Annotated in this window: 21 protein-coding genes; 9 read left to right on the top strand and 12 right to left on the bottom strand. The window is 54.9% G+C overall.

What is annotated here, in order from left to right; genetic code table 11:
- Window positions 1-6: 6 nt before the first annotated feature.
- On the top strand, window positions 7-999 hold the full coding sequence (locus HF679_RS14780; RefSeq protein ID WP_123757551.1) for a LacI family DNA-binding transcriptional regulator: 993 nt from the start codon (window positions 7-9) through the stop codon (window positions 997-999).
- Between the two features lie 185 nt (window positions 1,000-1,184).
- Here HF679_RS14780 and HF679_RS14775 read toward each other — a convergent pair whose 3' ends face one another.
- The 4 genes from HF679_RS14775 to HF679_RS14760 all read right to left on the bottom strand — a co-directional run bounded on the left by HF679_RS14775 (window position 1,185) and on the right by HF679_RS14760 (window position 5,267).
- The gene (locus HF679_RS14775; RefSeq protein WP_123757550.1) at window positions 1,185-1,904 is read right to left on the bottom strand and encodes a FadR/GntR family transcriptional regulator; all 720 of its coding nucleotides are present in this window, start codon (window positions 1,902-1,904) and stop codon (window positions 1,185-1,187) included.
- Between the two features lie 90 nt (window positions 1,905-1,994).
- Window positions 1,995-3,086 carry an L-idonate 5-dehydrogenase gene (idnD, locus tag HF679_RS14770; RefSeq protein WP_187042167.1) on the bottom strand — a complete coding sequence of 364 codons (1,092 nt, stop codon included), beginning with the start codon at window positions 3,084-3,086 and terminating at the stop codon, window positions 1,995-1,997.
- Window positions 3,055-4,416, bottom strand: coding sequence for an MFS transporter (locus HF679_RS14765; RefSeq protein WP_187042166.1), 1,362 nt, complete (start codon window positions 4,414-4,416; stop codon window positions 3,055-3,057). The genes idnD and HF679_RS14765 overlap by 32 nt, the downstream gene beginning before the upstream one ends.
- Window positions 4,417-4,499: 83 nt before the next feature.
- Window positions 4,500-5,267: an SDR family oxidoreductase gene (locus HF679_RS14760; RefSeq protein ID WP_123757547.1), complete on the bottom strand. Its 768-nt coding sequence runs from the start codon at window positions 5,265-5,267 to the stop codon at window positions 4,500-4,502.
- A gap of 336 nt (window positions 5,268-5,603) precedes the next feature.
- Here HF679_RS14760 and HF679_RS14755 point away from each other — a divergent pair, with 336 nt between their 5' ends.
- From HF679_RS14755 to folA, 6 genes are all read left to right on the top strand, one after another.
- Window positions 5,604-6,857, top strand: a complete 1,254-nt coding sequence (locus HF679_RS14755; protein ID WP_187042165.1) for an enolase C-terminal domain-like protein — start codon at window positions 5,604-5,606, stop codon at window positions 6,855-6,857.
- A gap of 345 nt (window positions 6,858-7,202) precedes the next feature.
- Window positions 7,203-8,153, top strand: a complete 951-nt coding sequence (locus tag HF679_RS14750; RefSeq protein WP_123757545.1) for a 2-hydroxyacid dehydrogenase — start codon at window positions 7,203-7,205, stop codon at window positions 8,151-8,153.
- A 72-nt stretch (window positions 8,154-8,225) separates the two neighbouring features.
- Window positions 8,226-9,545, top strand: coding sequence for an MFS transporter (locus HF679_RS14745; RefSeq protein ID WP_123757544.1), 1,320 nt, complete (start codon window positions 8,226-8,228; stop codon window positions 9,543-9,545).
- A gap of 80 nt (window positions 9,546-9,625) precedes the next feature.
- Entirely contained in the window at window positions 9,626-10,156 is a 531-nt protein-coding gene (gene kefF, locus HF679_RS14740; protein ID WP_154144492.1) for a glutathione-regulated potassium-efflux system oxidoreductase KefF, read from the top strand.
- The gene (gene kefC, locus HF679_RS14735) at window positions 10,149-12,014 is read left to right on the top strand and encodes a glutathione-regulated potassium-efflux system protein KefC (RefSeq protein ID WP_123757542.1); all 1,866 of its coding nucleotides are present in this window, start codon (window positions 10,149-10,151) and stop codon (window positions 12,012-12,014) included. Before kefF ends, kefC begins: the two co-directional genes overlap by 8 nt.
- Before the next feature lie 197 nt (window positions 12,015-12,211).
- Complete coding sequence (gene folA, locus HF679_RS14730) at window positions 12,212-12,691, top strand: type 3 dihydrofolate reductase (RefSeq protein WP_123757540.1); 480 nt, start codon at window positions 12,212-12,214, stop codon at window positions 12,689-12,691.
- Window positions 12,692-12,790: 99 nt separating this feature from the next.
- Here the strand turns inward: folA and apaH are convergent, their stop codons facing one another.
- The 6 genes from apaH to lptD form a co-directional block, all read right to left on the bottom strand.
- Window positions 12,791-13,639, bottom strand: coding sequence for a bis(5'-nucleosyl)-tetraphosphatase (symmetrical) ApaH (gene apaH, locus HF679_RS14725; protein ID WP_154144494.1), 849 nt, complete (start codon window positions 13,637-13,639; stop codon window positions 12,791-12,793).
- A gap of 4 nt (window positions 13,640-13,643) precedes the next feature.
- Window positions 13,644-14,021 carry a Co2+/Mg2+ efflux protein ApaG gene (apaG, locus tag HF679_RS14720; protein WP_123757538.1) on the bottom strand — a complete coding sequence of 126 codons (378 nt, stop codon included), beginning with the start codon at window positions 14,019-14,021 and terminating at the stop codon, window positions 13,644-13,646.
- A 2-nt stretch (window positions 14,022-14,023) separates the two neighbouring features.
- A complete protein-coding gene (gene rsmA / locus HF679_RS14715; protein WP_123757537.1) occupies window positions 14,024-14,845 on the bottom strand; it encodes a 16S rRNA (adenine(1518)-N(6)/adenine(1519)-N(6))-dimethyltransferase RsmA in 822 nt (273 codons plus the stop codon).
- Entirely contained in the window at window positions 14,842-15,822 is a 981-nt protein-coding gene (gene pdxA, locus HF679_RS14710; protein WP_123757536.1) for a 4-hydroxythreonine-4-phosphate dehydrogenase PdxA, read from the bottom strand. The genes rsmA and pdxA overlap by 4 nt, the downstream gene beginning before the upstream one ends.
- A 104-nt stretch (window positions 15,823-15,926) precedes the next feature.
- Entirely contained in the window at window positions 15,927-17,213 is a 1,287-nt protein-coding gene (gene surA / locus HF679_RS14705) for a peptidylprolyl isomerase SurA (RefSeq protein WP_123757535.1), read from the bottom strand.
- Window positions 17,214-17,267: 54 nt separating this feature from the next.
- Window positions 17,268-19,613 carry an LPS assembly protein LptD gene (lptD, locus tag HF679_RS14700; protein WP_123757534.1) on the bottom strand — a complete coding sequence of 782 codons (2,346 nt, stop codon included), beginning with the start codon at window positions 19,611-19,613 and terminating at the stop codon, window positions 17,268-17,270.
- Window positions 19,614-19,857: 244 nt separating this feature from the next.
- Between lptD and djlA the strand changes: the two genes are divergently transcribed.
- Entirely contained in the window at window positions 19,858-20,688 is an 831-nt protein-coding gene (gene djlA, locus HF679_RS14695) for a co-chaperone DjlA (RefSeq protein WP_123757533.1), read from the top strand.
- Window positions 20,689-20,743: 55 nt separating this feature from the next.
- Here the strand turns inward: djlA and HF679_RS14690 are convergent, their stop codons facing one another.
- Both HF679_RS14690 and HF679_RS14685 read right to left on the bottom strand, forming a co-directional pair.
- A complete protein-coding gene (locus HF679_RS14690) occupies window positions 20,744-21,442 on the bottom strand; it encodes a response regulator (protein WP_123757532.1) in 699 nt (232 codons plus the stop codon).
- Entirely contained in the window at window positions 21,432-23,057 is a 1,626-nt protein-coding gene (locus tag HF679_RS14685; protein WP_187042163.1) for a sensor histidine kinase, read from the bottom strand. The genes HF679_RS14690 and HF679_RS14685 overlap by 11 nt, the downstream gene beginning before the upstream one ends.
- 430 nt (window positions 23,058-23,487) lie before the next feature.
- On the opposite strand from HF679_RS14685, the gene HF679_RS14680 reads away from it, so the two are divergent.
- Window positions 23,488-24,846 (top strand): 2-hydroxycarboxylate transporter family protein, encoded by a 1,359-nt coding sequence (locus HF679_RS14680; RefSeq protein WP_123757530.1) that lies wholly within the window; start codon window positions 23,488-23,490, stop codon window positions 24,844-24,846.
- The last annotated feature ends 69 nt before the right edge of the window (window positions 24,847-24,915 follow it).

Below are 24,915 nucleotides of genomic sequence, written 5' to 3'. Positions count from 1 at the left end.
CGATAGATGAAAGCACAACGCATTACGCTCAATGATATTGCAGCGCTGGCCGGCGTAACCAAGATGACCGTCAGCCGCTATTTACGTACGCCGGATAAAGTCAAACCGGAGACCGCAGAACGTATCGCCAGCGTGATTGCGGAAATCGGCTATGAGCCCGATCCTGATAATCCGGCGATGACCAGCGTCGTCGTCCCGCGCATTGGCGTATTAATTCCCTCTTTTCACAACCAAATCTTCGCCGACCTGCTGGCGGGGATCGAATCGGTGACCGCGGCGCACGGCTACCAGACGCTGGTGGTCAACTACGATTACGATCGCCAGCGCGAAGAGGAACAGATTGCGGCGGTGCTGGCGTTTCATGTCAAAGGCCTGCTACTGACCGAGTCGGTCCACACCCTGCGGGCGGATAAGTACCTCAACGCGGCCAAAATTCCCATCGCCGAAGTGATGGGGCTGGCGGAGAATCCCGGACGCATCAACGTTGGTTTCGATAACTTCAAAGCCGGTTTTGACATGACCACGATGCTGCTGGCGAGCGGCAAGCGGCACATTATCTATTTCGGCTCGATGTCTGATGTGCGCGACGAGCAGCGCTTCGCTGGCTATTGCCAGGCGATGGAGAATGCCGGACTGGCGACCGGGCGTATTGCGCCGAACAAGGTGTCGTCGGTGTCGATCGGTACCGGCATGATGAATCTGGCGCGGCAGATGTATGCCACCATGGACGGGATCCTCTGCACCAATGATGACCTGGCGGTGGGCGTGTTACAGGAGTGCCTCGCATCGGGTATCAATGTCCCCCAGGAGCTGGCGATCGCCGGTTTTCATGGTCTGGAGATCGGCCAGATTATCACCCCGCGGCTGGCCAGCGTGCTGACTCCGCGCTTTGAGATGGGTAAGGTCGCCACTGAGATTTTAATCAAAAAAATCAAAGGACTGCCGACCATTGAGAAAGTAGACCTGCACTACCGCCTGTCGTTGGGCGAAACCATTTAATTCTGCCCGAATCGGTACCGGCATGATGAACTCTGGGGATAAACGCGTATCGCCGGAATTGCACGTAGCGCCAGTACCTGATGCGTCGACATGTCCACGCTGATATGAGATGAGAGGGGAAGCGGTGTGCTTTTATCTACAGTTTGCTTGCGCATGTGTTCCACGAGCCAAACCGACCGTAGACCTTAATCTGTCCCGGATGTATCTGCCGATTTGATTTTTTCGATGGCAATAATATTCCCTGACATGGCTTCGTTGAGTACTTCCACTGCCGTGCTGGCGTCACGATTCTTAATAGACATATAGACTTTGATATGAGCTTCCACGCTCTCAAGGGTGATGCCTAGTGCACGATTAAGCTCTTCAAGATAGTAGTAATAGATGTCTTTGATCGAGCTCATTACGTTGTAGAACACACTGTTGTGCGACGCCCTGACAATCGCCAGATGAAACTCGTAGTCTGCTTCTGAGTATTTTTTGTAGTCACCCTTGTTGATCAGCATATTATTTAGCGCTTCTTCGAGTTGGCGAATGTCGTCATCGGTGGCGTGGGTCACCGCCAGCTCTACGCATTTGAACTCCACCGTCTGGCGGAAAATCATCATGTCGTGAAACTCTTCACGGCTAAGGTGCATGATCGGGCGAGGATCGTTACTCAACATCTGCGGGGTGAAGTGTTCGCTCACATAGCTACCGCTGCCCTGGCGTGTCACCACAATCCCCAGGTCACGAAAGCGCTGAACCGCACTGCGTACGCTGACTCTGCTGACGTTGAATGAGGTGGTTAGCTCTGCTTCTGAAGGCAAACGGCTACCCGGCGCCCAGCTACCATCCAGCAGCTTTCCGCTTATCTGATCATAAATTTCATTTACAACGTTCTGTTTTTGAATGGATTTTATGCTCAAAGTGGGTTTCCGGTAAGATGTCGCTGAAGTGATTTATTGTATAGCAATTCACTTTTAAGAACAAAGCGCCCGACCGGGCGCTTTTCACCGTTAATCGAAACGAATGAGCACCTTAGCAGACACATTTTTATCTGTAGCCGTAATCAATGCGTCTTCAATTTTCTGAGGCGAGAATTCAGCGCTGATGAGAGGGCGAGGATCAATACGCCCGTCTTCCAGCCAACGGACTGCTGTTACAAATTCGCCGATAAAGCGGAATGAACCAACCCAGTTGAGCTCTTTGACCAGCATTGGCGACACTGGCCAGCTAACCGGGCTTGCTCCCATTCCGACCTGGACAATGGTGCCCGCAGGGCGGGTGAAGTCCACCGTAGATGCCACGGCAGCCGGCGCGCCGGAGGCCTCGAACACTACATCAAAATAGCCCTTACGTTGCTGATAACGGGCAACCTGTTCTTCATCGCGCGGATCCATCACCGCCGTCGCCCCCATCTGGCGAGCCAGTTCCAGGCAGCGCGGGCTGAGATCGGAAGCCACCAGTTCGGATGCGCCTGCACTGCGTGCCGCTGCGAGGATCAGGCAGCCAATCGGGCCTGCACCGATCACCAGCACGCGTTTTCCAGTCAACTGACCCGCCATTTTTACTGCGTGTATGGCGACTGCCAGCGGTTCGGAAAAGGCCATCACGTTCGCGGGAATGTGGCTATTGTACGGAATGCACTGCTCAGGTTTAACCACCACGAATTCAGAAAAACCGCCATTCACATGAGGATTGAACTGCGCGCTACCCATAAAGCGCATGGAACCACATAGGTTTTGATGGCCAGAAAGACACATCTCACACTGATTGCAGGGGCAGGACGGGTTTACCGCTACCGTTTGACCCACTTGCAGCTCGCTGCCAGCGGGGACTTTGCTAATCACGCCGACAAACTCATGGCCAATTACCATGGGATGTTTGAGGATCGACATCCCTGCCCGGCCATGCTGGTAGTAATGAATATCAGAGCCGCAGATGCCACCGCAGGCTACCTTTACGACAACGTCATGTTCACTGTACTCGATTTCACGTGCTTCAAAGCGTACGTCTTTTTCCGCATGGGCCAGACACGCATTACAGGTTATTTTTTCAGTTTTCATCATGATCTCATTATTTGTTAGCAGTCGCTGGATTAATGGCATTCTTATCCACGGTGTTGGCATTCTTTTTTTCGGGCAGGATTACTTCAATTTTCCCCACCAGGAAGATGTAAGCTAATAAGCCGATCCCAGCGACACCTGCGATATACCACATCGCATACTGGAAATTTTGTGTGCGTTCGAGAATAACCCCAATCACAATTGGACTAACAATCCCGGAGAGGTTTCCGCAAATATTTAAAAATCCGCCCATGGTGCCGAGGAAATTCCGTGGAATAACGTCACTCCAGACCACCCAGCCCAGATTTGAAAAGGCATTGGCAAAGAATGCAATCGACAGAATAACAATGGCAATGACCGGTTTATCTTCAAAGAAGTTCACCAGGCCAATAATCATGGTGACGCATAATCCGGTCATCACTGGTAATTTACGTGCCAGCGTTCTGGATATTCCTTTTTTTAATAACATATCGCTTAACGTACCGCCGCAGAGCACGCCAAACATCGCCATAATATAGGGAAGCATGGCACCAATACCGGCTTTTGAAATAGAGAGGTGTAACCCTTTTTCCAGGTAAACAATAAACCAGGTCAGAAAGAAATAAAGCGTGGATGAACAGGCGAACTGGGTGATGAACAGCCCCCAGATAGTTTTCTTACCGAGGAAAAATTTAATGTCATGCCAGCTGATTTTCTTGTTCACTGTAGACTGGTTGGCGGAACCATAGCCGCCGCCCGCCTTGATATAATCCAGTTCAGCCTGGTTCACGGAGGAGCTGTGCTGAGGATCGCGGTAGTACAGTAACCAGTAGACACCGAACAGAATGCCTGCGCCGCCGGACAGGTAGAATGACATCTCCCAACCGTAGTTTGCTACGATAAAGGAGAGGAATGGCGTCAGTAATGCCAGGCCGATATATTGAGCGCTGGAGTAAATAGCGGTTGCACGCGCACGCTCATGATCCGGGAACCAGGTGGCGATTATTTTAGTATTTGAAGGAAAAGAAGGTGCTTCAGCAACACCAATTAATGCACGGCAAGCTAATAACATAACAAATGAAGCGGTTGCTGTTGCAAATAAATGATGTGAAGCGAACCCCATCATAAAGGTAAAAATACTCCACAGAATGATCGCGCCGCCATAAAGAATACGAGATCCAATGCGATCAAGGACATAGCCGACAGGGATTTGACTGGCAGCGTAGGCCCAGGTAAACATCGAGAAAAGCAAACCCAGTTGCGTAGGGGTCAGACTAAAATCATTCTGGATATTCGTGCCTGCAACTGCAAGATTGGCACGATCCATATAATTTATTGCCGTGACAATAAACAGCAATGTGAGAATAAAGAGTCGTTGTCTTGAAGCCTTCATAATAATACCTGTGTTATATCGGCATGTTTCATGGTAAACACATGCCGTCAATTTTAAAGGCGAGTAGGTAGAGGTCGGGTGGCTTATAACACGGCGAGCCAGCCACCATCGACGTAGATAATTTGTCCGTTGATATAATCTGATGCTTTGGATGATAAGAAGACGGCGGTACCGATTAACTCTTCCGGCCGACCCCAGCGCTGAGAGGGGTTGCTGCTTTTCACCCAGTTGTCGAATTGTTTATCTTCGATCAGTGCGGTGTTCATGTCCGTCAGAATGTAGCCTGGGCCAATAGCGTTGGTCTGGATATTAAACTGCGCCCATTCTGCCGCCATCGAGCAGGTGAGCATTTTGATCCCGCCTTTTGCTGCCGTGTACGGTGCCACGGTCGGACGGGCAGCCTGGCTGGTGAGTGAGCCAATGTTAATGATTTTTCCGCCGCTGTTGCGTGCAATCATCCGTTTTGCCGCCGCGCGGGAGACCAGAAAAGCGCTGGTCAGGTTGGTATCAATCACTTTCTGCCAGTGTTCCAGTTCCAGCTCTACCATTGGTTTGCGGTACTGGATACCGGCGTTATTAATCAGAATATCGACCTTTATCCCCTGTGAATCGAGTTGATCAAAGGCAGACTCAATCGCTTGCTCATCGGTAACGTCGAAAGCCACCCCGTGTGCATCGTAACCTTTGTTCGTCAACGTACCCACTGACTCTGCCAACAGCGTATCGCGAATATCATTCAGGATGATCCGTGCTCCTGCCGCGGCAAGGCCTTCTGCGTAGGCAAAACCCAGCCCACGTGCAGAACCCGTAACCAGTGCCGTTTTCCCCGTTAAGTCAAATAATGCGGTCATATTTAATCCTCACTCGTTAATTTGTATGACGACTGTCTATTTAAAGGTTGAGTTTTCGTCATGACAAAATCAAGAACCTCGCTATTTATTTGCAACAAAGATCACAAATAGTTGTATGTCACCTTCATTGTCATGTTTGTAAATAATTGAATTTAATATATATTTTAAAAATTTATTGAACGTAATTTGATCGTCATCACAGAACGTAACTCTCAAAGAACCATGAAAATGCAACCGTGATATAACAACGGCAAGTTGTAGGACGACTTACAAATGATGGTCGTGTCATTCTTAACGGTATGACATGCCGTAAATTCGCGGAGTTAAGGAGTGAAAGTGAGCAACCTGAAAATAACCAACGTGAAAACGATTCTGACGGCACCGGGCGGTATTGATTTGGCTGTCGTCAAGATTGAGACCAATGAACCGGGGCTGTATGGACTGGGATGCGCGACATTTACCCAACGTATCTTTGCAGTAAAAAGCGCGATCGATGAGTACATGGCGCCTTTTCTGATAGGTAAAGATCCGACGCGCATTGAGGATATCTGGCAGTCGGGCGCCGTCAGCGGCTACTGGCGTAATGGCCCCATCATGAACAATGCCTTGTCTGGCGTGGATATGGCGCTGTGGGATATCAAAGGTAAGCTGGCAGGCATGCCGGTTTATGACCTGCTGGGAGGGAAATGTCGCGACGGGATCCCGCTATATTGCCATACCGATGGCGGTGATGAAGTCGAAGTAGAAGATAATATCCGTGCCAGAATGGAAGAGGGCTACCAGTACGTTCGCTGCCAGATGGGGATGTATGGCGGTGCGGGGACTGATGACCTCAAATTGATCGCCACTCAGCTGGCGCGCGCGAAGAACATTCAACCGAAGCGTTCACCGCGCAGTAAAACACCCGGGATCTACTTTGACCCGGATGCCTATGCAAAGAGCGTCCCGCGTCTGTTTGACCACCTGCGTAACAAACTCGGCTTTGGTATCGAATTTATCCATGATGTGCATGAGCGCGTCACGCCTGTCACCGCCATTAACCTGGCCAAAACACTCGAACAATATCAACTGTTTTATCTTGAGGATCCTGTCGCACCGGAAAATATCGACTGGCTGAAAATGCTGCGCCAGCAGTCTTCCACGCCGATTTCTATGGGGGAGCTATTTGTTAATGTGAATGAATGGAAGCCGCTCATCGACAACAAGCTGATCGACTATATTCGCTGTCACGTGAGTACCATTGGAGGGATTACCCCGGCGAAGAAACTTGCCGTCTACAGTGAACTCAATGGCGTACGCACCGCATGGCACGGACCAGGCGATATTTCTCCTGTGGGCGTCTGCGCCAATATGCATCTTGATTTGAGCTCGCCGAATTTTGGCATTCAGGAGTACACGCCAATGAATGATGCGCTGCGCGATGTCTTCCCAGGCTGCCCGGAGATAGATCACGGCTATGCATACCTGAACGATAAGCCGGGTCTGGGTATCGACATTGATGAAGCCAAGGCGGCGAAGTATCCGTGCGAGGGTGGGATCCCATCCTGGACAATGGCTCGTACGCCGGACGGTACAGCCTCAAGACCGTAAATAATCAAGACCCGGTGGGAGTCTGCCGGGTCTTCTTACCAGAATCATATTTCGCGTATCTCTCTGAGTGTTATCTTTATGGGTTACGGTGAAATACTCTGGAACATTCGATATTTCCTGCCTTCTGGACTCAGTCTTCACTGATATCTCACCTGACTTCTGTTAGCAAACCGTTAACGCCATGCCCCGCGTCACAGCGTGATACGCCGGTTTTGTCTTAGCGATCACGTAGAGGGTAACAGCAATTTTTAACACGATTCAGCGTGATGCAGATCGCAAAACGCCCCGCTAAAAACCCGTTTGATAGTGGCTACCGTTGTAACGAACCGTCAAACAGGTGATCTGATGAAGAGTACTCTTACCCGCGCCGTCCTTTTAGTGGCCCCCGTTATTGATGCACTGCAGGAGCAGCTGGCGGCCCATTTCCCGCTGCTGCGTCTGTACGAGCAGGACGATCCGATTGGTTTTCTGCGTGAGCAAGGCGAGAACATTGCCGCGGTCGTCACCCGTGGGGACATTGGCGTACAGAACAGCGTTCTTGAGCTGCTGCCGCACGTTGGCCTGATTGCCATTTTCGGCGTCGGTACCGATGCCGTTGATGTGGAATATGCTCGCACCCGGCAGATCAAAATCTCCATCACCTCCGGCGTGCTGACCAATGACGTGGCGGACCTGGCGATGGGGCTGCTGCTGGCCGCGTCGCGCAATCTGTGTCAGGGCGATCGCTTTGTCCGGGAAGGGCGCTGGGAGAAGGGCGGAATGCCGCTGGCGACTCAGGTCAGCGGTAAGCGCATTGGCCTGCTGGGGATGGGCAATATCGGCCAGGCGATTGCCCGTCGCGCCCGCGGCTTCGACATGCAGGTGCTTTACACCGACCGCAAACCGGTGCCGGGGCTGGATTATCAGTGGTGCGCCGATCTGCATACTCTGGCCCACGAGAGCGATTTCCTGGTGATTGCGGCCTCCGGCGGCGAAGCCAATCGCGGGCTGATCGATTATTCAGTGTTTAACGTCATGCCGAAACAGGCGTGGTTGATCAACATTGCCCGCGGCTCGCTGGTGGATGAGAAGGCGTTGATTCAGGCGTTACAAAACGGTGTTATCGCCGGGGCGGCTCTCGACGTGTTTGAAGACGAACCGCATGTGCCGGCGGCGCTGATTGCGCTCGATAATGTGGTGCTACAACCGCACGTGGCCAGCGCGACCCATGAAACCCGACAGAAAATGAGCGAGGTGGTTTTTGCCAACGTGGCGGCTTATTTCGCCGACGCACCATTGCCGAACGCGATTAATTAATTTCTCTCTCTTATTTCTGTACCCAGCTCGTATTCAATGACAACAATAACCTCTGCATAGAGAGCGCGAAATATGAATGATAAAATTCCCAGCACCCGCTGGTGGCGTATTATTACGCCGGTGTTGATCGCCTGTATTATTTCGTTTATGGACCGGGTTAATATTAGTTTCGCCTTACCCGGTGGAATGGAAGAGGACTTAGGTATTACCAGCCAGATGGCCGGTGTTGCCAGCGGCATCTTTTTTATTGGTTATTTATTTTTGCAAATACCCGGTGGGCGAATTGCGGTAAACGGCAGCGGTAAACGTTTTATTGCCTGGTCGCTGATGGCCTGGGCGGTCGTTTCGGTTGCCACCGGCTTCGTGACCCATGAATATCAACTGCTGGTGCTGCGTTTTATTCTCGGCGTGTCCGAGGGCGGCATGTTACCGGTGGTGCTGACGATGGTCAGCAACTGGTTCCCGGAAAAAGAGCTGGGGCGCGCCAACGCCTTCGTGATGATGTTCGCCCCGCTGGGCGGCATGCTGACCGCGCCGGTATCCGGGGCGATCATCGCCGCGCTCGACTGGCGCTGGCTGTTTATTATCGAAGGTCTGCTGTCGGTGGTGGTACTGGCGGTCTGGTGGTTCATGATCAGCGACCGTCCGGAAGAGGCCCGCTGGCTGCCGGAGAAAGAGCGTCACTACCTGGTCACTACGCTGGCCGCCGAGCGGGCGGCAAAACTGGCGGAAGATGCGGTCAGCAAGGCGCCGGTCAAAGATGTTTTCCGCAACGGCGGACTGATGAAACTGGTGATCCTCAACTTCTTCTATCAGACTGGTGATTATGGCTACACCTTGTGGCTGCCGACGATCCTCAAAGGACTGACCGGCGGCAGTATGGCCAGCGTGGGTCTCCTTGCGGTATTGCCGTTCGTGGCGACGCTTGCCGGGATCTATGTCATCTCGTTGTTCAGCGATCGCAGCGGCAAACGCCGTCTGTGGGTGCGTTTCTCGCTTTACAGCTTTGCGGCGGCGCTGGTGGCCTCGGTATTGCTGCGTGAGCACGTGGTGGCGGCCTATATCGCGCTGGTGATTTGCGGCTTTTTCCTCAAATCAGCGACCAGCCCGTTCTGGTCGATGCCGGGGCGGATCGCCTCTGCGGAAGTGGCCGGTAGCGCTCGCGGGGTGATTAATGGCCTGGGTAACCTCGGCGGCTTCTGTGGCCCGTATCTGGTGGGGGTAATGATCTACCTGTATGGCCAGAACGTGGCGGTTTGCGCCCTGGCTGGATCGCTAATCATTGCCGGGACCATGACCTTCCTGCTGCCGAAACGCTGCGATCTCGACGTGAGCGAACCCGAGGTTACCGCCAGCCCGCAGCCACATAAGGCCGGCAGTCCGCAGACATAAAATCAGGTTATGATTGTAAGCGCTTCGATTAACTGACTACACTCTTGCAGATTACAACGAGAGTTAACGCAGGCTAATCAATGATTCTGATAATTTATGCTCATCCCTATCCGCATCACTCGCATGCGAATAAGCGGATGCTGGAGCAGGCAAGGACGCTGGATGGCGTAGAAATACGCTCCCTCTACCAACTTTACCCCGACTTTAACATTGACATCGCCGCCGAACAGGCGGCGCTGGCGAAGGCCGATCTGATTATCTGGCAGCATCCGATGCAGTGGTACAGCGTTCCGCCGCTGATGAAACTGTGGATGGATAAGGTGCTGTCGCACGGTTGGGCCTACGGTCACAACGGCATTGCGCTGCATGGAAAATCGCTGATGTGGGCGGTGACCACCGGCGGCGGCGAGAGCCACTTCGATATCGGCGCATTTCCTGGCTTTGATGTGCTGTCCCAGCCGCTACAGGCCACCGGGCTGTACTGCGGCATGAAATGGCTGCCGCCGTTCGCCATGCACTGCACGTTTATCTGTGACGATGAAACCCTTCAGGCGCAGGCGCGCCGCTATCGACAACGCTTAATTGAATGGCAGGAGGCATACCATGGATAGCCATACGCTGATACAGGCGCTGATTTATCTGGGGTCTGCCGCCCTGATTGTGCCGATTGCCGTGCGCCTTGGGCTGGGGTCGGTGCTGGGCTATCTGATCGCCGGGTGCATTATCGGGCCGTGGGGCCTGCGGCTGGTGACAGACGCCGAGGCGATTCTGCATTTTGCCGAAATTGGCGTGGTTCTGATGCTGTTTGTCATCGGCCTGGAGCTTGACCCGCAGCGCCTGTGGAAACTACGGGCGTCGGTGTTTGGCGGCGGCGCGTTGCAGATGGTGGTGTGCGGGGTACTGATTGGCCTGTTTTGCATGCTGCTGGGGATGCGCTGGCAGGTCGCCGAGCTGATTGGCATGACGCTGGCGCTGTCGTCGACGGCTATCGCCATGCAGGCGATGAACGAACGTAACCTGACGGTCTCGCAGATGGGACGCAGCGCGTTTGCCGTTCTGCTGTTTCAGGATATCGCGGCGATCCCGCTGGTGGCGATGATCCCGCTGCTGGCCGCCAGCGGCGGTTCCACCACCCTCGGCGCTTTCGCGTTGTCCGCGCTCAAAGTCGCGGGGGCGCTGGTGCTGGTGGTGGCGCTGGGTCGCTATGTCACCCGTCCGGTGCTGCGTTTTGTGGCCCGCTCCGGCCTGCGCGAAGTGTTCAGTGCCGTGGCCCTGTTCCTGGTGTTCGGCTTTGGCCTGTTGCTGGAAGAAGTGGGGCTGTCGATGGCGATGGGGGCGTTCCTCGCCGGGGTACTGCTGGCAAGCTCGGAGTATCGCCATGCACTGGAAAGCGATATCGAGCCGTTTAAGGGGCTGCTGCTGGGGCTGTTTTTCATCGGCGTTGGGATGTCGATTGATTTCGGCACCCTGATGAGCCATCCACTGCGGATCCTGATTTTACTGGTCGGTTTCCTGGTCATTAAAGGCGTGATGCTGTGGCTGATCGCTAAACCGCTTGGCGTACCGCGCGCGCAGCGCCGCTGGTTTGCGGTGCTGCTGGGGCAGGGGAGTGAGTTTGCCTTCGTGGTCTTTGGCGCGGCGCAACTGGCGGACGTGCTGGACAGCGAGTGGGCGAAGGCGCTGACCTTAGCGGTGGCGTTGTCGATGGCGGCCACGCCGATTCTGCTGGTGCTGCTGACCCGGCTGGAGAAATCCTCCAGCGGCCAGGAGCGTGAAGCCGATGAAATTGATGAAGAGCAGCCGCGGGTGATTATCGCCGGCTTTGGCCGTTACGGGCAGATCGCCGGGCGTGTGCTGCTTTCCGGCGGGGTGAAGATGGTGATCCTCGATCACGATCCGGACCACGTGGAAACGCTGCGTAAGTTTGATATGAAAGTGTTCTATGGTGATGCCACCCGCGCGGATCTGCTGGAATCGGCAGGGGCGGCAAAAGCCGAGGTACTGATTAATGCGATCGACGATCCGCAGGCCAGCCTGCAGCTGGTGGAGCTGGCGAAAGAGCATTTCCCGCATCTGCAGATTATCTCCCGCGCCCGCGATGTCGATCACTACATCCAGCTGCGCCAGGCCGGCGTAGATGCTCCGGAGCGTGAAACCTTCGAAGCGGCGCTGAAATCCGGGCGCACGGCGCTGGAGGCGCTGGGACTGGGTGCCTATGAAGCGCGTGAGCGCGCCGATCTGTTCCGTCGCTTCAACCAGAAAATGGTGGAAGAGATGGTCGAGATGGCGGAAAACGATGCGGCGTCTCGCGTGGCGGTGTTCAAGCGAACCAGCGACATGTTGACCGGGATTATCAACGAGGATCGTAACCATTTATCATTGGTTCAGCGCCACGGCTGGCAGGGAACCGAAGAGGGCAGACATACCGGCGATATCGCCGATGAACCCGAAAATAAGCCGGCATCCTGAGGTGAAAACTCGCTGTTACGTTTGGTTTACAGTTAACATTTTGTTTTCAATTTAAATCCGCAGTTGGCGGTTCACGTGGCTTACGTGGGCTCGCCAGCAAATCTAAAAATTTTCTTATTCTTTACTCTCCACGCAGTCGACGAAGTATTACGCTTTCCGTATAGTGGCGGCAATTTTTTGCATTCGGGAAATTTTCAATGATCAGTCTGATTGCGGCGTTAGCGGTAGATCGCGTCATCGGTATGGAAAACGCCATGCCATGGAACCTGCCTGCCGATCTCGCCTGGTTTAAACGTAATACGTTAAACAAGCCGGTAGTGATGGGTCGCCTGACCTGGGAGTCTATCGGTCGTCCGTTACCAGGACGGAAAAATATCGTTATCAGTAGCCAGCCGGGCACCGACGATCGTGTGCAGTGGGTGAAATCGGTAGATGAAGCGATTGCCGCCTGCGGCGATGTTGACGAGATGATGGTGATCGGTGGTGGTCGCGTGTACGAGCAGTTCCTGCCGAAAGCGCACAAGCTGTATCTGACCCACATCGATGCAGAAGTGGAAGGCGATACGCATTTCCCTGACTACGATCCGGATCAGTGGGAATCGGTATTCAGCGAATTCCATGATGCCGACGCGCAGAATTCACACAGCTACTGCTTCGAGATCCTCGAGCGCCGTTAAGGCTTTCCCCGGTGGCGTTATGCGCGCCGGGGAGCTTTTATCGCGCTAAAGCGTTGCCCGGATAGCGCCCGTTGTTGGCGGTCATCCGGGACGCTCAACTTAAGACGCGATCGCGTCGCCTTCAGTCTGATCTTTCTGCCGGTTTGATGGCTGAGTAAAGTACTGCTTGTCTTCCCAGCGCAGGCAGGTGAGATCCCCACCCCAGCAGCAGCCCGTATCAAGGGCATAAATCCCCTCAGGCGTACCGCGGCCTTCCAGCGAAGCCCAATGTCCAAAAGCAATACTGTATTCACTGGCGACCGGACCCGGGATCGCAAACCACGGTTTTAATGGCGCGGGGGCGTCTTCCGGTGCCTCTTTGGCATACATATCCAGTTGACCATTCGGGAAGCAGTAACGCATGCGGGTAAAGGCGTTGGAGATAAAGCGCAGGCGGGCAAGGCCGCTCAGCTCGTTGCTCCAGTTATTCGGCATATCGCCATACATCGCGTCGAGGAAGAACGGATAGGAGTCGCTGGAGAGGACGGCTTCAACATCGCGCGCGCACTCTTTTGCCGTTTCCAGATCCCACTGCGGCGTGATGCCGGCATGGGCCATCACCAGCTTTTTCTGTTCATCGATTTGCATCAGCGGCTGACGACGTAACCAGTTGAGCAGGTCGTCGGCATCCGGTGCTTCAAGCAGTGATTTCAGGCGATCTTTCGGTTTGTTGCGGCTGATCCCGGCGAAAACGGCCAGCAGATGCAGGTCGTGATTGCCCAGCACCAGGCGCGCGCTATCGCCCAGAGATTTGACGTAGCGTAAGACCTCAAGTGAACCCGGGCCGCGCGCGACGAGATCGCCCGTGAGCCACAGCGTATCGTTCCCTGGGGTAAAGGCCACCTGCTTTAATAACGCGATCAGTTCATCGTAGCAACCGTGAACGTCGCCAATAAGATATGTAGACATTGTTTTAGTGAATGAGCGTTGGTACTGCGAGACGGAAAACAGGGATGTCGATCGAGAACGGCACGCCGTTCACATCGATCATATCGTAATGTCCCTGCATGGTGCCCAGCGGCGTTTCAATGACGGCCCCGCTGGTATATTGAAATTCACCGCCTGCGGGAATATGCGGCTGTTCGCCGACAACCCCTTCACCCTGAACTTCAGTCTCACGACCGTGGCCGTTGGTGATAAGCCAGTAGCGGCCAAGAAGCTGAACCTGAGTCCGCCCCAGATTGCGAATAGTGACGGTATAAGCGAAGACGTAGCGCTCCTCTTCCGGGGAAGACTGCGATTCGATATAGACGCTTTGCACCTGTACGCAAACACGAGGCGAATTGATCATGGTTAGCTCTCCTTGGTAGGCGCGTTGTCGGATAACCAGTTGGCTAACTGACAGTACTGCGCCACGGAAATATTCTCTGCACGTTTTGCCGGGTCGATGCCCAGCTCGGTCAGCACGTCAACGCTGAACAGGTTGCCGAGACTGTTGCGAATCGTTTTCCGACGCTGATTGAACGCTTCGGTCGTAATTCGGCTCAGTACACGCACCTCTTTCACCGGATGCGGCAGCGTGCGATAAGGCACCAGGCGCACAACGGCGGAATCCACTTTAGGCGGTGGTGTAAAGGCGCTCGGCGGTACTTCGAGTACCGGGATAATCTGGCAGTAGTACTGCGCCATGACGCTCAGACGACCATAGGCCTTGCTGTTCGGTCCGGCAACCAGGCGATTGACGACCTCTTTTTGCAGCATGAAGTGCATGTCGGCAATGGCATCAGTATAGCTGAACAGATGGAACATCAACGGCGTCGAGATGTTGTACGGCAGGTTGCCAAACACGCGCAGCGGCTGACCCATGGTCTGCGACAGCTCGCCGAAATTCATGGTCATGGCATCTTGCTGATAAATCGTCAGCTTCGGTCCCAGGAAGGGATGCGTTTGCAGACGTGCGGCCAGATCGCGGTCGAGCTCGATAACCGTGAGCGCGTCAAGGCGTTCACCGACCGGCTCGGTCAGTGCGGCGAGACCCGGACCGATTTCGACAATAGCCTGCCCTTTCTGAGGGTTAATGGCCGAGACAATGCTGTCGATCACGAACTGATCGTTGAGAAAGTTTTGCCCGAAGCGTTTACGAGCTAAGTGGCCCTGATGGACTCGATTATTCATTGCGTATTAACAATCATTTTGATGGCGAGATTAAGCGCCGTGATAAAACTGCCGACATCCGCTTTTCCCTGGCCCGCCAGTTCAAGCGCGGTACCGTGGTCAACGGAGGTTCGAATAAAAGGTAAACCGAGCGTAATGTTCACGCCACGGCCAAAGCCCTGGTATTTTAGCACGGGAAGGCCCTGATCGTGGTACATCGCGAGTACCGCATCGGCATGGTCGAGATATTTAGGCTGAAAAAGCGTGTCTGCCGGTAGCGGACCGCTCAGATTCATGCCCCTGGCGCGCATTTCTTCCAGCACCGGAATAATGGTATCGATCTCTTCGGTTCCCATGTGTCCGCCTTCGCCGGCGTGCGGGTTAAGCCCGCAGACCAGCACGTGCGGCCGGGCGATGCCAAATTTATGGCGCAGATCGTGGTCCAGGATGGTAATCACCTCACGCAGCAAATCCGGCGTGATTGCCTCACTGATGGCCTTCAGCGGCAGGTGAGTGGTCGCCAGGGCGACACGCAGTTCTTCCGTGGCCAGCATCATCACGACTTTGCTGGCGTGCGAACGCTCTTCAAAGAACTCGGTGTGGCCGGTGAAGGCGATCCCCGCGTCGTTGATGTTTCCCTTATGCACCGGCCCGGTAATCAACGCCGCAAATTCACCGTTCAGGCAGCCGTCGCAGGCGCGAGCCAGCGTCTCCACCACATAGTGCCCGTTAGGGATGTTCAGTACACCGGGTTCCACCGGGGCGTTTAACGTAACGGGAAGGAGCGTCAGGGTGCCAGCACGTTGCGCTGTGGCGGGAAGGGAAGCGTCGTAGGGCAGGAGAGATAAAGGAAGACCGAGCTGTCGGGCCCGGTCAGATAACAGTGCGCCATCGGCGCAAACCACCAGCTCTACCGGCCAGTCGCGCTGTGCAAGCTGCACCACAAGGTCGGGGCCAATTCCGGCGGGCTCGCCGGGGGTGATAACAACTCGATTCATACACTTCATCCTTCAGGACGTCTTTTTTGGCAACGCCAGCGGGAGCCGCTGGCGTTGCCGCCTCAAACACCCCGAATGCTGCCGGGGTGTTTGAGGCCGTGGTATTAGTTGTTCAGAACCTTGACGTAAGCGCTGGCGCGTTGTTCCTGCATCCAGGTCGCTGCTTCTTCTGAGAATTTACGGTTCATCAGCATCCGGTAGGCGCGGTCTTTCTGCGCGGCATCGGTACGGTCGACCTGACGGCTGTCCATCAGTTCAATCAGGTGCCAGCCGAAGGAGGAGTGAACCGGTGCGCTGGTCTGGCCTTTATTCAGGCGCATCAGAGCGTCGCGGAACGCCGGGTCGAAGATGTCTGGCGTAGCCCAGCCCAGATCGCCGCCCTGGTTGGCAGAGCCTGGATCTTCAGAGAAATCTTTCGCCGCTTTCGCAAAGGTGGTTTTCCCGCTCTTAATGTCCGCCGCGATCTGCTCCAGCTTCGCCCGTGCCTGGTCGTCGTTCATGATCGGCGACGGCTTCAGCAGGATGTGGCGAGCGTGAACTTCGGTGACGGAGATGCTTTTACTGCCACCGCGCATATCGTTGACTTTCAGGATGTGGAAACCGACACCAGAACGAATCGGGCCGATGATATCGCCTTTCTTCGCGGTGCTCAGTGCCTGGGCGAAGATCCCCGGCAGCTCCTGAATACGACCCCAGCCCATCTGGCCGCCTTTCAGCGCCTGCTGGTCAGCAGAGTAGGTGATAGCCAGTTTACCGAAGTCGGCACCGCTGCGTGCCTGCTCAACGATGGCGTTGGCCTGCTGCTGCGCGGCAGCCACGTCGTCAGAAGACGGGTTTTCCGACAGCGGAATCATGATGTGGCTCAGGTTCAGTTCAGTGCTGGCATCGTTCTGATCGCCAATCTGCTTCGCCAGGGATTCAACTTCCTGCGGCAGCACGGTGATACGGCGACGAACTTCGTTGTTGCGCACTTCCGAAATCAGCATCTCTTTACGGATCTGATTGCGGTAGGTGTTGTAGTTCAGACCTTCGTAAGCCAGGCGGCTACGCATCTGATCCAGCGACATGTTGTTCTGTTTTGCGATGTTGGCAATAGCCTGATCGACCTGATCGTCAGTGACTTTCACGCCCATTTTCTGGCCCATCTGCAGAACAATCTGGTCCATGATCAGACGTTCGAGGATCTGATGACGCAGGGTTGCGTCATCCGGCAGCTGTTGACCGGCCTGGCCAGCATTCAGCTTAACCGATTGCATCAAGCCATCGACGTCGCTTTCAAGAACAACGCCATTATTGACGACAGCCGCTACTTTATCGACAACCTGTGGGGCAGCGAAACTGGTATTCGCGATCATGGCGATACCGAGAAGCAGCGTTTTCCAGTTCTTCATACTTTTTCCATTTCAATTAACCGCAAGTGCGGATTACGTTTTAAACCAGCCACATCACAGGGAGTTCTGGTACGGTAAAATGTTCGAACGCAGCATCTGCTGGGTGCCGAGACCGTAGTTGGAGCTCAGGCCACGTAGCTCAATGTTGATGCCAAAGGTGTTGTCGTATTTGCTCTCGCCGTTACCGTTCGAATCCCAGCCGTTGATCTTACGTTCGTAGCCAAGGCGAATCGCGTAGCAGCAGGAGTTATACTGGACCCCTAACATCTGGTCGGCGCTCTTTTTGGTATTGGTGTCAAAGTAGTATGCACCGACGACAGACCAGCGATCGACAATCGGCCAGCTGGCAGTCATGCCCACCTGAGAAATACCATTTTTGTACTGTTCAGCGGTGGAATACGACGGCAGCGTTGCCTGAATGTATTCCGGGCTGGCGTAACGATAGTTGAGCTGTACTAAGCGGTTTTCATCGCGACGGTATTCCACGGTGCCGTTACCGGTAGCGACGTTATCCAGACGCGTATCGTACTGAATGCCTCCGCGTAAACCCCAGTTATCGGCGATGCGCCAGTAAGTATCTCCGGCCCATACCAGTGAACCCGTTGTGTCGTCATTCTCCCAGTTGATGTTGTCATCACCGGTCCGGGACTCGGTGAAATAATAGATTTGACCAACGGAAATATTAAAACGTTCAACGGCGGCTGAATCATATACGCGAGAGGTGACGCCGGTGGTGAGCTGGTTCGCTGAAGCAATGCGATCCAGGCCGCTGTAGGTACGGTCGCGGAACAGGCCGGTATAGTCTGATTGCAGCAGCGTGGAGTCGTAGGTACCGATCTGGCTCTGGTCACGATACGGGATATACAGATACTGCATGCGCGGTTCCAGCGTTTGGGTGAAACCCTCCTGCATGTCGCGCTCGAAGACCATTTTACCGTCGATTTTAAACTGCGGCATCACACGGTTGACGGACTCTTTATAGTCCGTGCCATTGGCGGCGTTGTAGTTATCGAGGTTGCTCTGCTGATAGTGGGTCGCCAGCAGCTTGGCTTCGGTATTGATACTGCCCCAGCCGTTCGACAGCGGTAAGCTGATCGTCGGTTCAAAGTGAACGCGGGTGGCTTCCGGCATGTTGCTGTTGGTGTTGAGGAAGTGCACCGCCTGTCCATACAGGTGGGTGTCAAACGGACCAACATCATTCTGGTAGTAGTTAACGTCGAGCTGCGGCTGCGCGGCGTAGGAGTTGCTCGATTCGCGGTTAAAGACCTGGAACTGTTTGGTCGATACGGTGGCGTCGAAGTTCTGGACGACGTAGCCCGCGCTGAATTTCTGCGTGGCGTAGCCGTCGGTACTGGAACCGTATTTAGAGCTGAAGTCGTTAAAGTAGTCCGCATCGCTCACTTTGGTGTAGTCAGCGTTCAGGCGCCATACCTGATCGATAACACCCGAGTGGTTCCAGTAGAACAACCAACGGCGGCTGTTGCTGTCGCCGGAGTGGTCATCCTGGTAGATTTTATCGGAAGGCAGGTAGTCAAATTCGAACAGACCCGTGCCCGCTTTGGTCAGATAGCGGAATTCGTTTTCCCACATCACGCCGCCACGCTTGCTCATGTAGTGCGGCGTCAGCGTTGCATCGAAGTTAGGCGCAATGTTCCAGTAATAGGGGAGCGAAAACTCCACGCCATTCTTGGTGCTGTATTTGGCGTTCGGGATCAGGAAGCCAGAACGGCGCTTGTCGCCTACCGGCAGCTGCAGGTAGGGGCTGTAAAACACCGGCACTGAGCCGATTTTAAAGCGCGCGTTCCAGATTTCCGCAACCTGCTCTTCGCGGTCATGAATAACTTCACTCCCGACGACGCTCCAGGTATTCGACCCCGGCAGACAGGAGGTAAAGCTGCCGTTTTCCAGAATGGTGTAGCGGTTCTCACCGCGCTGCTTCATCAGGTCTGCGGTGCCGCGGCCCTGACGGCCGACCATCTGGTAATCGCCTTTCCAGATATTGGTATCTTTGGTATTCAGGTTTGACCAGCCTTTGGGGCCTTTCAGAATGACCTGATTATCGTCATAGTGCACATTGCCGAGTGCATCAACCGTACGTACCGGTTGCGGCTGGCCCGCAGCCTGCTGCTGATGAAGCTGAACCTCATCTGCCTGGAGACGGCTATTGCCCTGGTTGATATCGACATTGCCGGTAAATACCGCGTTGTCCGGATAATTACCCTTCGCATGCTCGGCATCGATCGTCACCGGTAGCTCGTTGGTTTTTCCTTCAACCAAAGGACGATCGTAGCTTGGCACGCCAAGCATACATTGCGTCGCGAGATCGGCGGCGAGGCCTTGCTGGCTGTACAAGGCGCTGGCGATCATGGTGGCCAGGAGGCTGGGAATACGTTTTTTCATACGTTGTTTTTGTTGTTCCGTCATCTTATGGCAGCGGCTTGCAAACGGTCAGAGCCTAACGTACTCATCTTCATCGCGCTAGTGTTAATCCTGCCGGTTTGGATCCCGAGCGTTAGGCACCGTGTAGAATGACGAGTATGATAAAGCAAAATATAGGCTATGTCCCACAATTGACCTAAGCGTCAGTGCTTTGTAACGTGCGGTCTTATATAGCTTAACTGGCGGCGTAAATATTGGGGAGTCTATGCAGTATTTGGGTAAAATAATTGGGGTTGCAGTCGCGTTAATGATGGGCGCAGGCTTTTGGGGCGTGGTGCTGGGGCTATTGGTCGGGCATATCTTTGACCGCGCACGGAGCCGTAGAATCAATGTGTTCGCCAACCAGCAAGAGCGCCAGGCGCTGTTCTTTGCCACCACCTTTGAGGTGATGGGGCATCTGACCAAATCCAAAGGCCGCGTCACCGAAGCCGATATTCATGTCGCCAATGTCCTGATGGATCGTATGAATCTGCATGGAGAGTCGCGTACCGCGGCACAGCATGCGTTTCGGGTAGGTAAATCAGATGATTATCCGCTGCGCGAAAAAATGCGCCAGCTGCGTAGCGTCTGTTTCGGCCGCTTTGATTTGATTCGGATGTTTCTGGAAATTCAGCTGCAGACCGCTTTCGCCGACGGCGAGTTACATCCTAATGAACGTGACGTGCTGTTCGTCATCGCCGAAGAGCTCGGGATCTCGCGTGCGCAGTTCGAGCAGTTCCTGCGCATGATGCAGGGCGGCGCGCAGTTTGGCGGCGGGGGTTCTCAGCAGGGCGGTTACGGTCAGGGCGGCGGCAACGCCGGCTGGCAGCAAGCGCAGCGTGGACCAACGCTGGAAGACGCCTGCAACGTGCTGGGCGTGAAGCCCGCCGATGATGCTGCCACCGTGAAACGTGCCTATCGTAAACTAATGAACGAGCACCATCCGGATAAGCTGGTGGCGAAGGGGTTGCCGCCAGAAATGATGGAGATGGCAAAACAGAAAGCGCAGGATATTCAAAAAGCCTGGGAACTGATCAAAGAACAACGCGGTTTTTAAGCACCAGCCCTGGGCCTGTCAGCGCCTGGGGCCTCTCTTACTACCGGGAGAGGCCTTATGAGGCGCTGGCGACGCGGCGGTACATGCGTCGCGGATGGCCAATTTTACCGTACAGCATATCCACTTCCAGAAAGCCGATCTCCACGCAGTGCTCCAGATAGCGACGGGCGGTTGTTTTACTTAAGCCGGCATCGTTCACCACCTCATCCACGGAAAAACTGTGTGCTTCCCGGTCATTGAACAGGCTCTGCACCAGCGCCAGAGTCTTCTCCTCGATCCCTTTGCTGCCGCTGTCGGTACGGTAGTTCTTTGCCTGCAACTGATAGAGGGAATCGACGTTTTGCTGGTCGACGATTTTCCACTCGCGCTGCTGATCGTAAAACTGCACGAAGCGCTCCAGCGACTGGCTCAGGCGCTTCCACGACACCGGCTTAAGGATGTAATCGAAGGCGCCGTTACGAATTGCCTGGCTACAGGTTTCCATGTCGCTGGCGGCGGTAATAAAAATCACCGAGCAGGTGGCATCCGCCAGAATCGGGTCGGTCATCAAGGTGACGCCTTTACCGTCGGGCAAATAGTTATCGAGCAGCACCAACTGAGGAAGTTGGGCGTTGAGCATCTGCCGCGCCTGGCTGAGGGATGCCGCTATGCCGATCAGCCGCATCCGCGGATGTTTTTGAATCAGCTCGGCATGCAGCCGCGCCAGTTCACTCTCATCTTCGATGATTAACACATCGACCAGGTCATGATGCATAGTGGGCCTCTTGTTGCGGATGGGCGGGACCGTCTGCGGGGATAAACAGCGTAAAGATCGCTCCTCGCGGTGCGTTATCTGCGACCTCAATGGTGCCGCCCGCCTGGGTGACATAATGTTCGATAAGATACAGGCCGATGCCGTGATCGCCACGGGTTTTGGTGGTGATGCCGCGTTCAAAGATGCGATCGCGGATCGCCGGGTGAATACCGATGCCGCGGTCGGCCACTTCAATCATCAGCTCCCGGGCGTTTAGCTGGATCAGCACTTCAACCGGTTCGTGCGGCAGCTCGGCCCGTTGCGTGGCTTCAATGGCGTTGTCCAGCAGGTTGCCAATAATCGAAATCAGCTCTGACTCCATTAAGGACGGCAGGGGGCGATCGATATGACAGGCCGGGTCGAAGCTCAGCTCCACTCCTTTCTCCCGCGCCCGGGCAGCTTTCCCCAGCAGCAGACCGCAGAGCGTCGGGGATGCGAAGCGCGAAGAGATAAAGTCCAGCAGCTCCTGCGCATGTTCGGATTGCGCCTGAATATAGCGGATCGCATCGTCATAATGGCCCATATGCAGCAGGCCGGAGAGCGTCGTCATGCGGTTCAACTGCTCGTGGCGCATGATGCGCAGGTTATCCACGTAGCGTTTGACCTGGCTCAGTTGGGCGCTGAGGGAGTTGATTTCGTCCCGGTCACGGAAGGTGATCACCCAACCCTGCAGTGAATTTTCCAGCATGATGCGTACCCGGCTGGCGAGGACGGTCAGCTGGTTGAAGCGGCACAGTTCATCGTGAGTGTCATTTTCCAGCATGTCGCCGCTGGCGAAAAAAGGCTGCGGCACGATCACGCTGTCGATGGATCTGCCGCGCAGCAGATGGGCGGGCTGACTCAACCCCAGCAGGCTGCGCGCCGCATGGTTGATCACTTTAATACGCCGGTGATGATCGATGACGATCACCCCTTCGTAGATCGACTCCATCATCGCCTTCTGCTGCCGCACCAGCAGGCCTATCTCCCGCGGCTCCAGCGAAAAAATCTGCTTTTTAATGCTGCGGGTAAAGTACCAGGAAAAAATAAACAGGGCGATCAGCAGCAGGATCGCCGCGATAAAGATATTGATGACTTTGGTCAGGGTGATGCTGTCGAGATAGCTGGTCAGGTAGCCCACCGAGACAATCCCCACCACCTGGCCGGCCTCATTGACGATGGGCGCTTTGCTGCGCAGCGACACGCCGAGCCCGCCTTTACGGATGGTGGTGGTGCTCTCGCCCGCCAGAACCGCCTGATTATCGCCGCCGACCAGCCGGGTGCCGACCCACTCCGGGTGAACGGAGTGGAACAGATGCACGCCGCGCGCATCGCCAACCACGATAAAGCTGGCATCGCTATGGGCGGCAATGTCGCGCATAAACGAGGTCAGCGCCTGCGGATCGTCGCGGCTAACCTGGCGACGAAGCTCCGGCATCAGCGCAATCTCTTCGGCCTGTATTTTGGCGCGGGCGCTCATCTCCTGATACAGCTGGTGACTGGCATCAACGTAGTAATAGGCTCCCAGCAGGGCGAACAGGACGGAGAAGAACGCCACCAGCGAAATGAACAGCTTAAACTGAAAGGAAACCTTCATAAGTTCTGTACCGCGTCTTTGTGGTATCGGCACGGTAACCTCTTTCCCGGTAACGACAGGAATGGTGCGGGAAACGCGCGGGCCTTTTTGTCTGGATGAACCACCAGAATTATCTACCGGCGGAAATTTATCAAGATGGCGCGCGATCCCTCTTAAGACACGGCGCTGACCCGTGAGGCAACGGCCCGATCCCGCGATAGCAGCGGTGGCGGGGCGTCTGGTGTGCGCTCGCCGGGTCATGTCGCCTGCAGGAGCGAATAAAAACCATAAAAACCACGCTAATAAATCAGAGAGATATCACGTCGATGAATAGAAACCATAAAAACCATAGTGACCATTAAAACTTCATTTCTAATCCGCCGCGCCTCACATTAACTCTGCTTCAGGCTCCCTACTCTGAAAATGAATAATAACGAAAGGGCCAAAACCTATGAGCACCACAGACAATGCATTCTCTGCGACCCTCGATCCCATCAATACGCCAAAAGCAACGCTGAAACAGCGCTGGTGGCATGTGATGGACAACATGAAAGTCGGGATTATCCCGCTACCGCTTTTCCTGTTGGCCGGGGGATTGATTGCCCTCGACTGCCTTAACGGCAAGCTGCCGAGCGATATTGTGGTGATGGTCGCGACGCTGGCGTTTTTTGGTTTTGCCTGCGGTGAATTTGGCAAGCGCCTGCCGATCCTTGGCAAACTAGGGGCGGCAGCAATCTGCGCTACCTTTATCCCTTCGGCGCTGGTTCATTACGGCCTGCTGCCGGATGTGGTGGTGGAGTCCACCACCAAATTCTACAAATCCACCAACATCCTTTATCTCTATATTTGCTGCATTATCGTCGGCAGCATCATGAGCATGAACCGGACCACCCTGATTCAGGGCTTTCTGCGCATCTTCTTCCCGATGGTGTGCGGCGAGATCGTCGGCATGTTGGTTGGCGTTGGTGTCGGTACTGCGCTCGGGCTGGAGCCGTTCCAGGTGTTCTTCTTTATTGTCCTGCCGATTATGGCCGGTGGCGTCGGGGAAGGGGCGATTCCACTCTCCATTGGCTATGCCGCGCTGATGCATATGGATCAGGGCGTCGCGCTAGGCCGGGTATTGCCGATGGTGATGCTGGGTAGCCTGACGGCGATTGTGATCTCCGGCGGCCTGAATCAGCTGGGTAAACGCTTCCCGCATCTGACCGGTGAAGGCCAACTGATGCCAAACCGCAGCAACGAAACGCACCGCGAAACCCAGGATGCCGAGGCGAAGACCGATGTGACAACCCTGGCATCGGGCGCGCTGCTGGCGGTACTGCTGTATATGCTCGGTATGCTCGGGCAGAAAATGATAGGGCTGCCGGCTCCGGTGGGGATGCTGTTCCTGGCGGTTCTGCTTAAGCTGGTTAACGGCGTCTCCCCGCGTCTGCAGGAAGGGTCGCAGATGGTCTACAAGTTCTTCCGTACGGCGGTGACCTACCCGATTCTGTTTGCCGTCGGCGTGGCGATCACTCCGTGGCAGGAGCTGGTGAACGCTTTCACCATCGATAACCTGCTGGTGATTGTCAGCACCGTCTCGGCGCTGGTGGCGACCGGCTTTTTTGTCGGTAAAAAGATTGGCATGCACCCGATTGATGTGGCGATTGTCTCCTGCTGTCAGAGTGGTCAGGGCGGCACCGGCGACGTGGCAATCCTGACGTCCGGCAACCGCATGAACCTGATGCCCTTCGCGCAAATCGCCACCCGCATCGGCGGCGCGATTAATGTTTCGCTGGGTCTGCTATTCCTCAGTCACTTCCTTGCATGATTTAGCTCTGTACTAACAGGAAAATCTGCAATTTTCGACCACAGGACGAAGAAAATTTCTTTGTCCTGT

This window comes from Enterobacter sp. JUb54 (genome assembly GCF_014298075.1).
In the GTDB taxonomy this organism is placed as follows: domain Bacteria; phylum Pseudomonadota; class Gammaproteobacteria; order Enterobacterales; family Enterobacteriaceae; genus Klebsiella; species Klebsiella lignicola.
The sequence above is the reverse complement of the archived record's forward strand: the minus strand, read 5'-3'. Positions and strand labels throughout refer to the sequence as shown.

Coding starts and splice junctions, on each gene's coding strand:
- HF679_RS14780 (WP_123757551.1), top strand. CDS start 7: ATGAAAGCACAACGCATTACGCTCAATGATATTGCAGCGCTGGCCGGC.
- idnD (WP_187042167.1), bottom strand. CDS start 3,086: ATGCCATTAATCCAGCGACTGCTAACAAATAATGAGATCATGATGAAA.
- HF679_RS14765 (WP_187042166.1), bottom strand. CDS start 4,416: ATGAAGGCTTCAAGACAACGACTCTTTATTCTCACATTGCTGTTTATT.
- HF679_RS14760 (WP_123757547.1), bottom strand. CDS start 5,267: ATGACCGCATTATTTGACTTAACGGGGAAAACGGCACTGGTTACGGGT.
- HF679_RS14750 (WP_123757545.1), top strand. CDS start 7,203: ATGAAGAGTACTCTTACCCGCGCCGTCCTTTTAGTGGCCCCCGTTATT.
- HF679_RS14745 (WP_123757544.1), top strand. CDS start 8,226: ATGAATGATAAAATTCCCAGCACCCGCTGGTGGCGTATTATTACGCCG.
- kefF (WP_154144492.1), top strand. CDS start 9,626: ATGATTCTGATAATTTATGCTCATCCCTATCCGCATCACTCGCATGCG.
- kefC (WP_123757542.1), top strand. CDS start 10,149: ATGGATAGCCATACGCTGATACAGGCGCTGATTTATCTGGGGTCTGCC.
- folA (WP_123757540.1), top strand. CDS start 12,212: ATGATCAGTCTGATTGCGGCGTTAGCGGTAGATCGCGTCATCGGTATG.
- apaH (WP_154144494.1), bottom strand. CDS start 13,639: ATGTCTACATATCTTATTGGCGACGTTCACGGTTGCTACGATGAACTG.
- apaG (WP_123757538.1), bottom strand. CDS start 14,021: ATGATCAATTCGCCTCGTGTTTGCGTACAGGTGCAAAGCGTCTATATC.
- rsmA (WP_123757537.1), bottom strand. CDS start 14,845: ATGAATAATCGAGTCCATCAGGGCCACTTAGCTCGTAAACGCTTCGGG.
- pdxA (WP_123757536.1), bottom strand. CDS start 15,822: ATGAATCGAGTTGTTATCACCCCCGGCGAGCCCGCCGGAATTGGCCCC.
- surA (WP_123757535.1), bottom strand. CDS start 17,213: ATGAAGAACTGGAAAACGCTGCTTCTCGGTATCGCCATGATCGCGAAT.
- lptD (WP_123757534.1), bottom strand. CDS start 19,613: ATGAAAAAACGTATTCCCAGCCTCCTGGCCACCATGATCGCCAGCGCC.
- djlA (WP_123757533.1), top strand. CDS start 19,858: ATGCAGTATTTGGGTAAAATAATTGGGGTTGCAGTCGCGTTAATGATG.
- HF679_RS14690 (WP_123757532.1), bottom strand. CDS start 21,442: ATGCATCATGACCTGGTCGATGTGTTAATCATCGAAGATGAGAGTGAA.
- HF679_RS14685 (WP_187042163.1), bottom strand. CDS start 23,057: ATGAAGGTTTCCTTTCAGTTTAAGCTGTTCATTTCGCTGGTGGCGTTC.
- HF679_RS14680 (WP_123757530.1), top strand. CDS start 23,488: ATGAGCACCACAGACAATGCATTCTCTGCGACCCTCGATCCCATCAAT.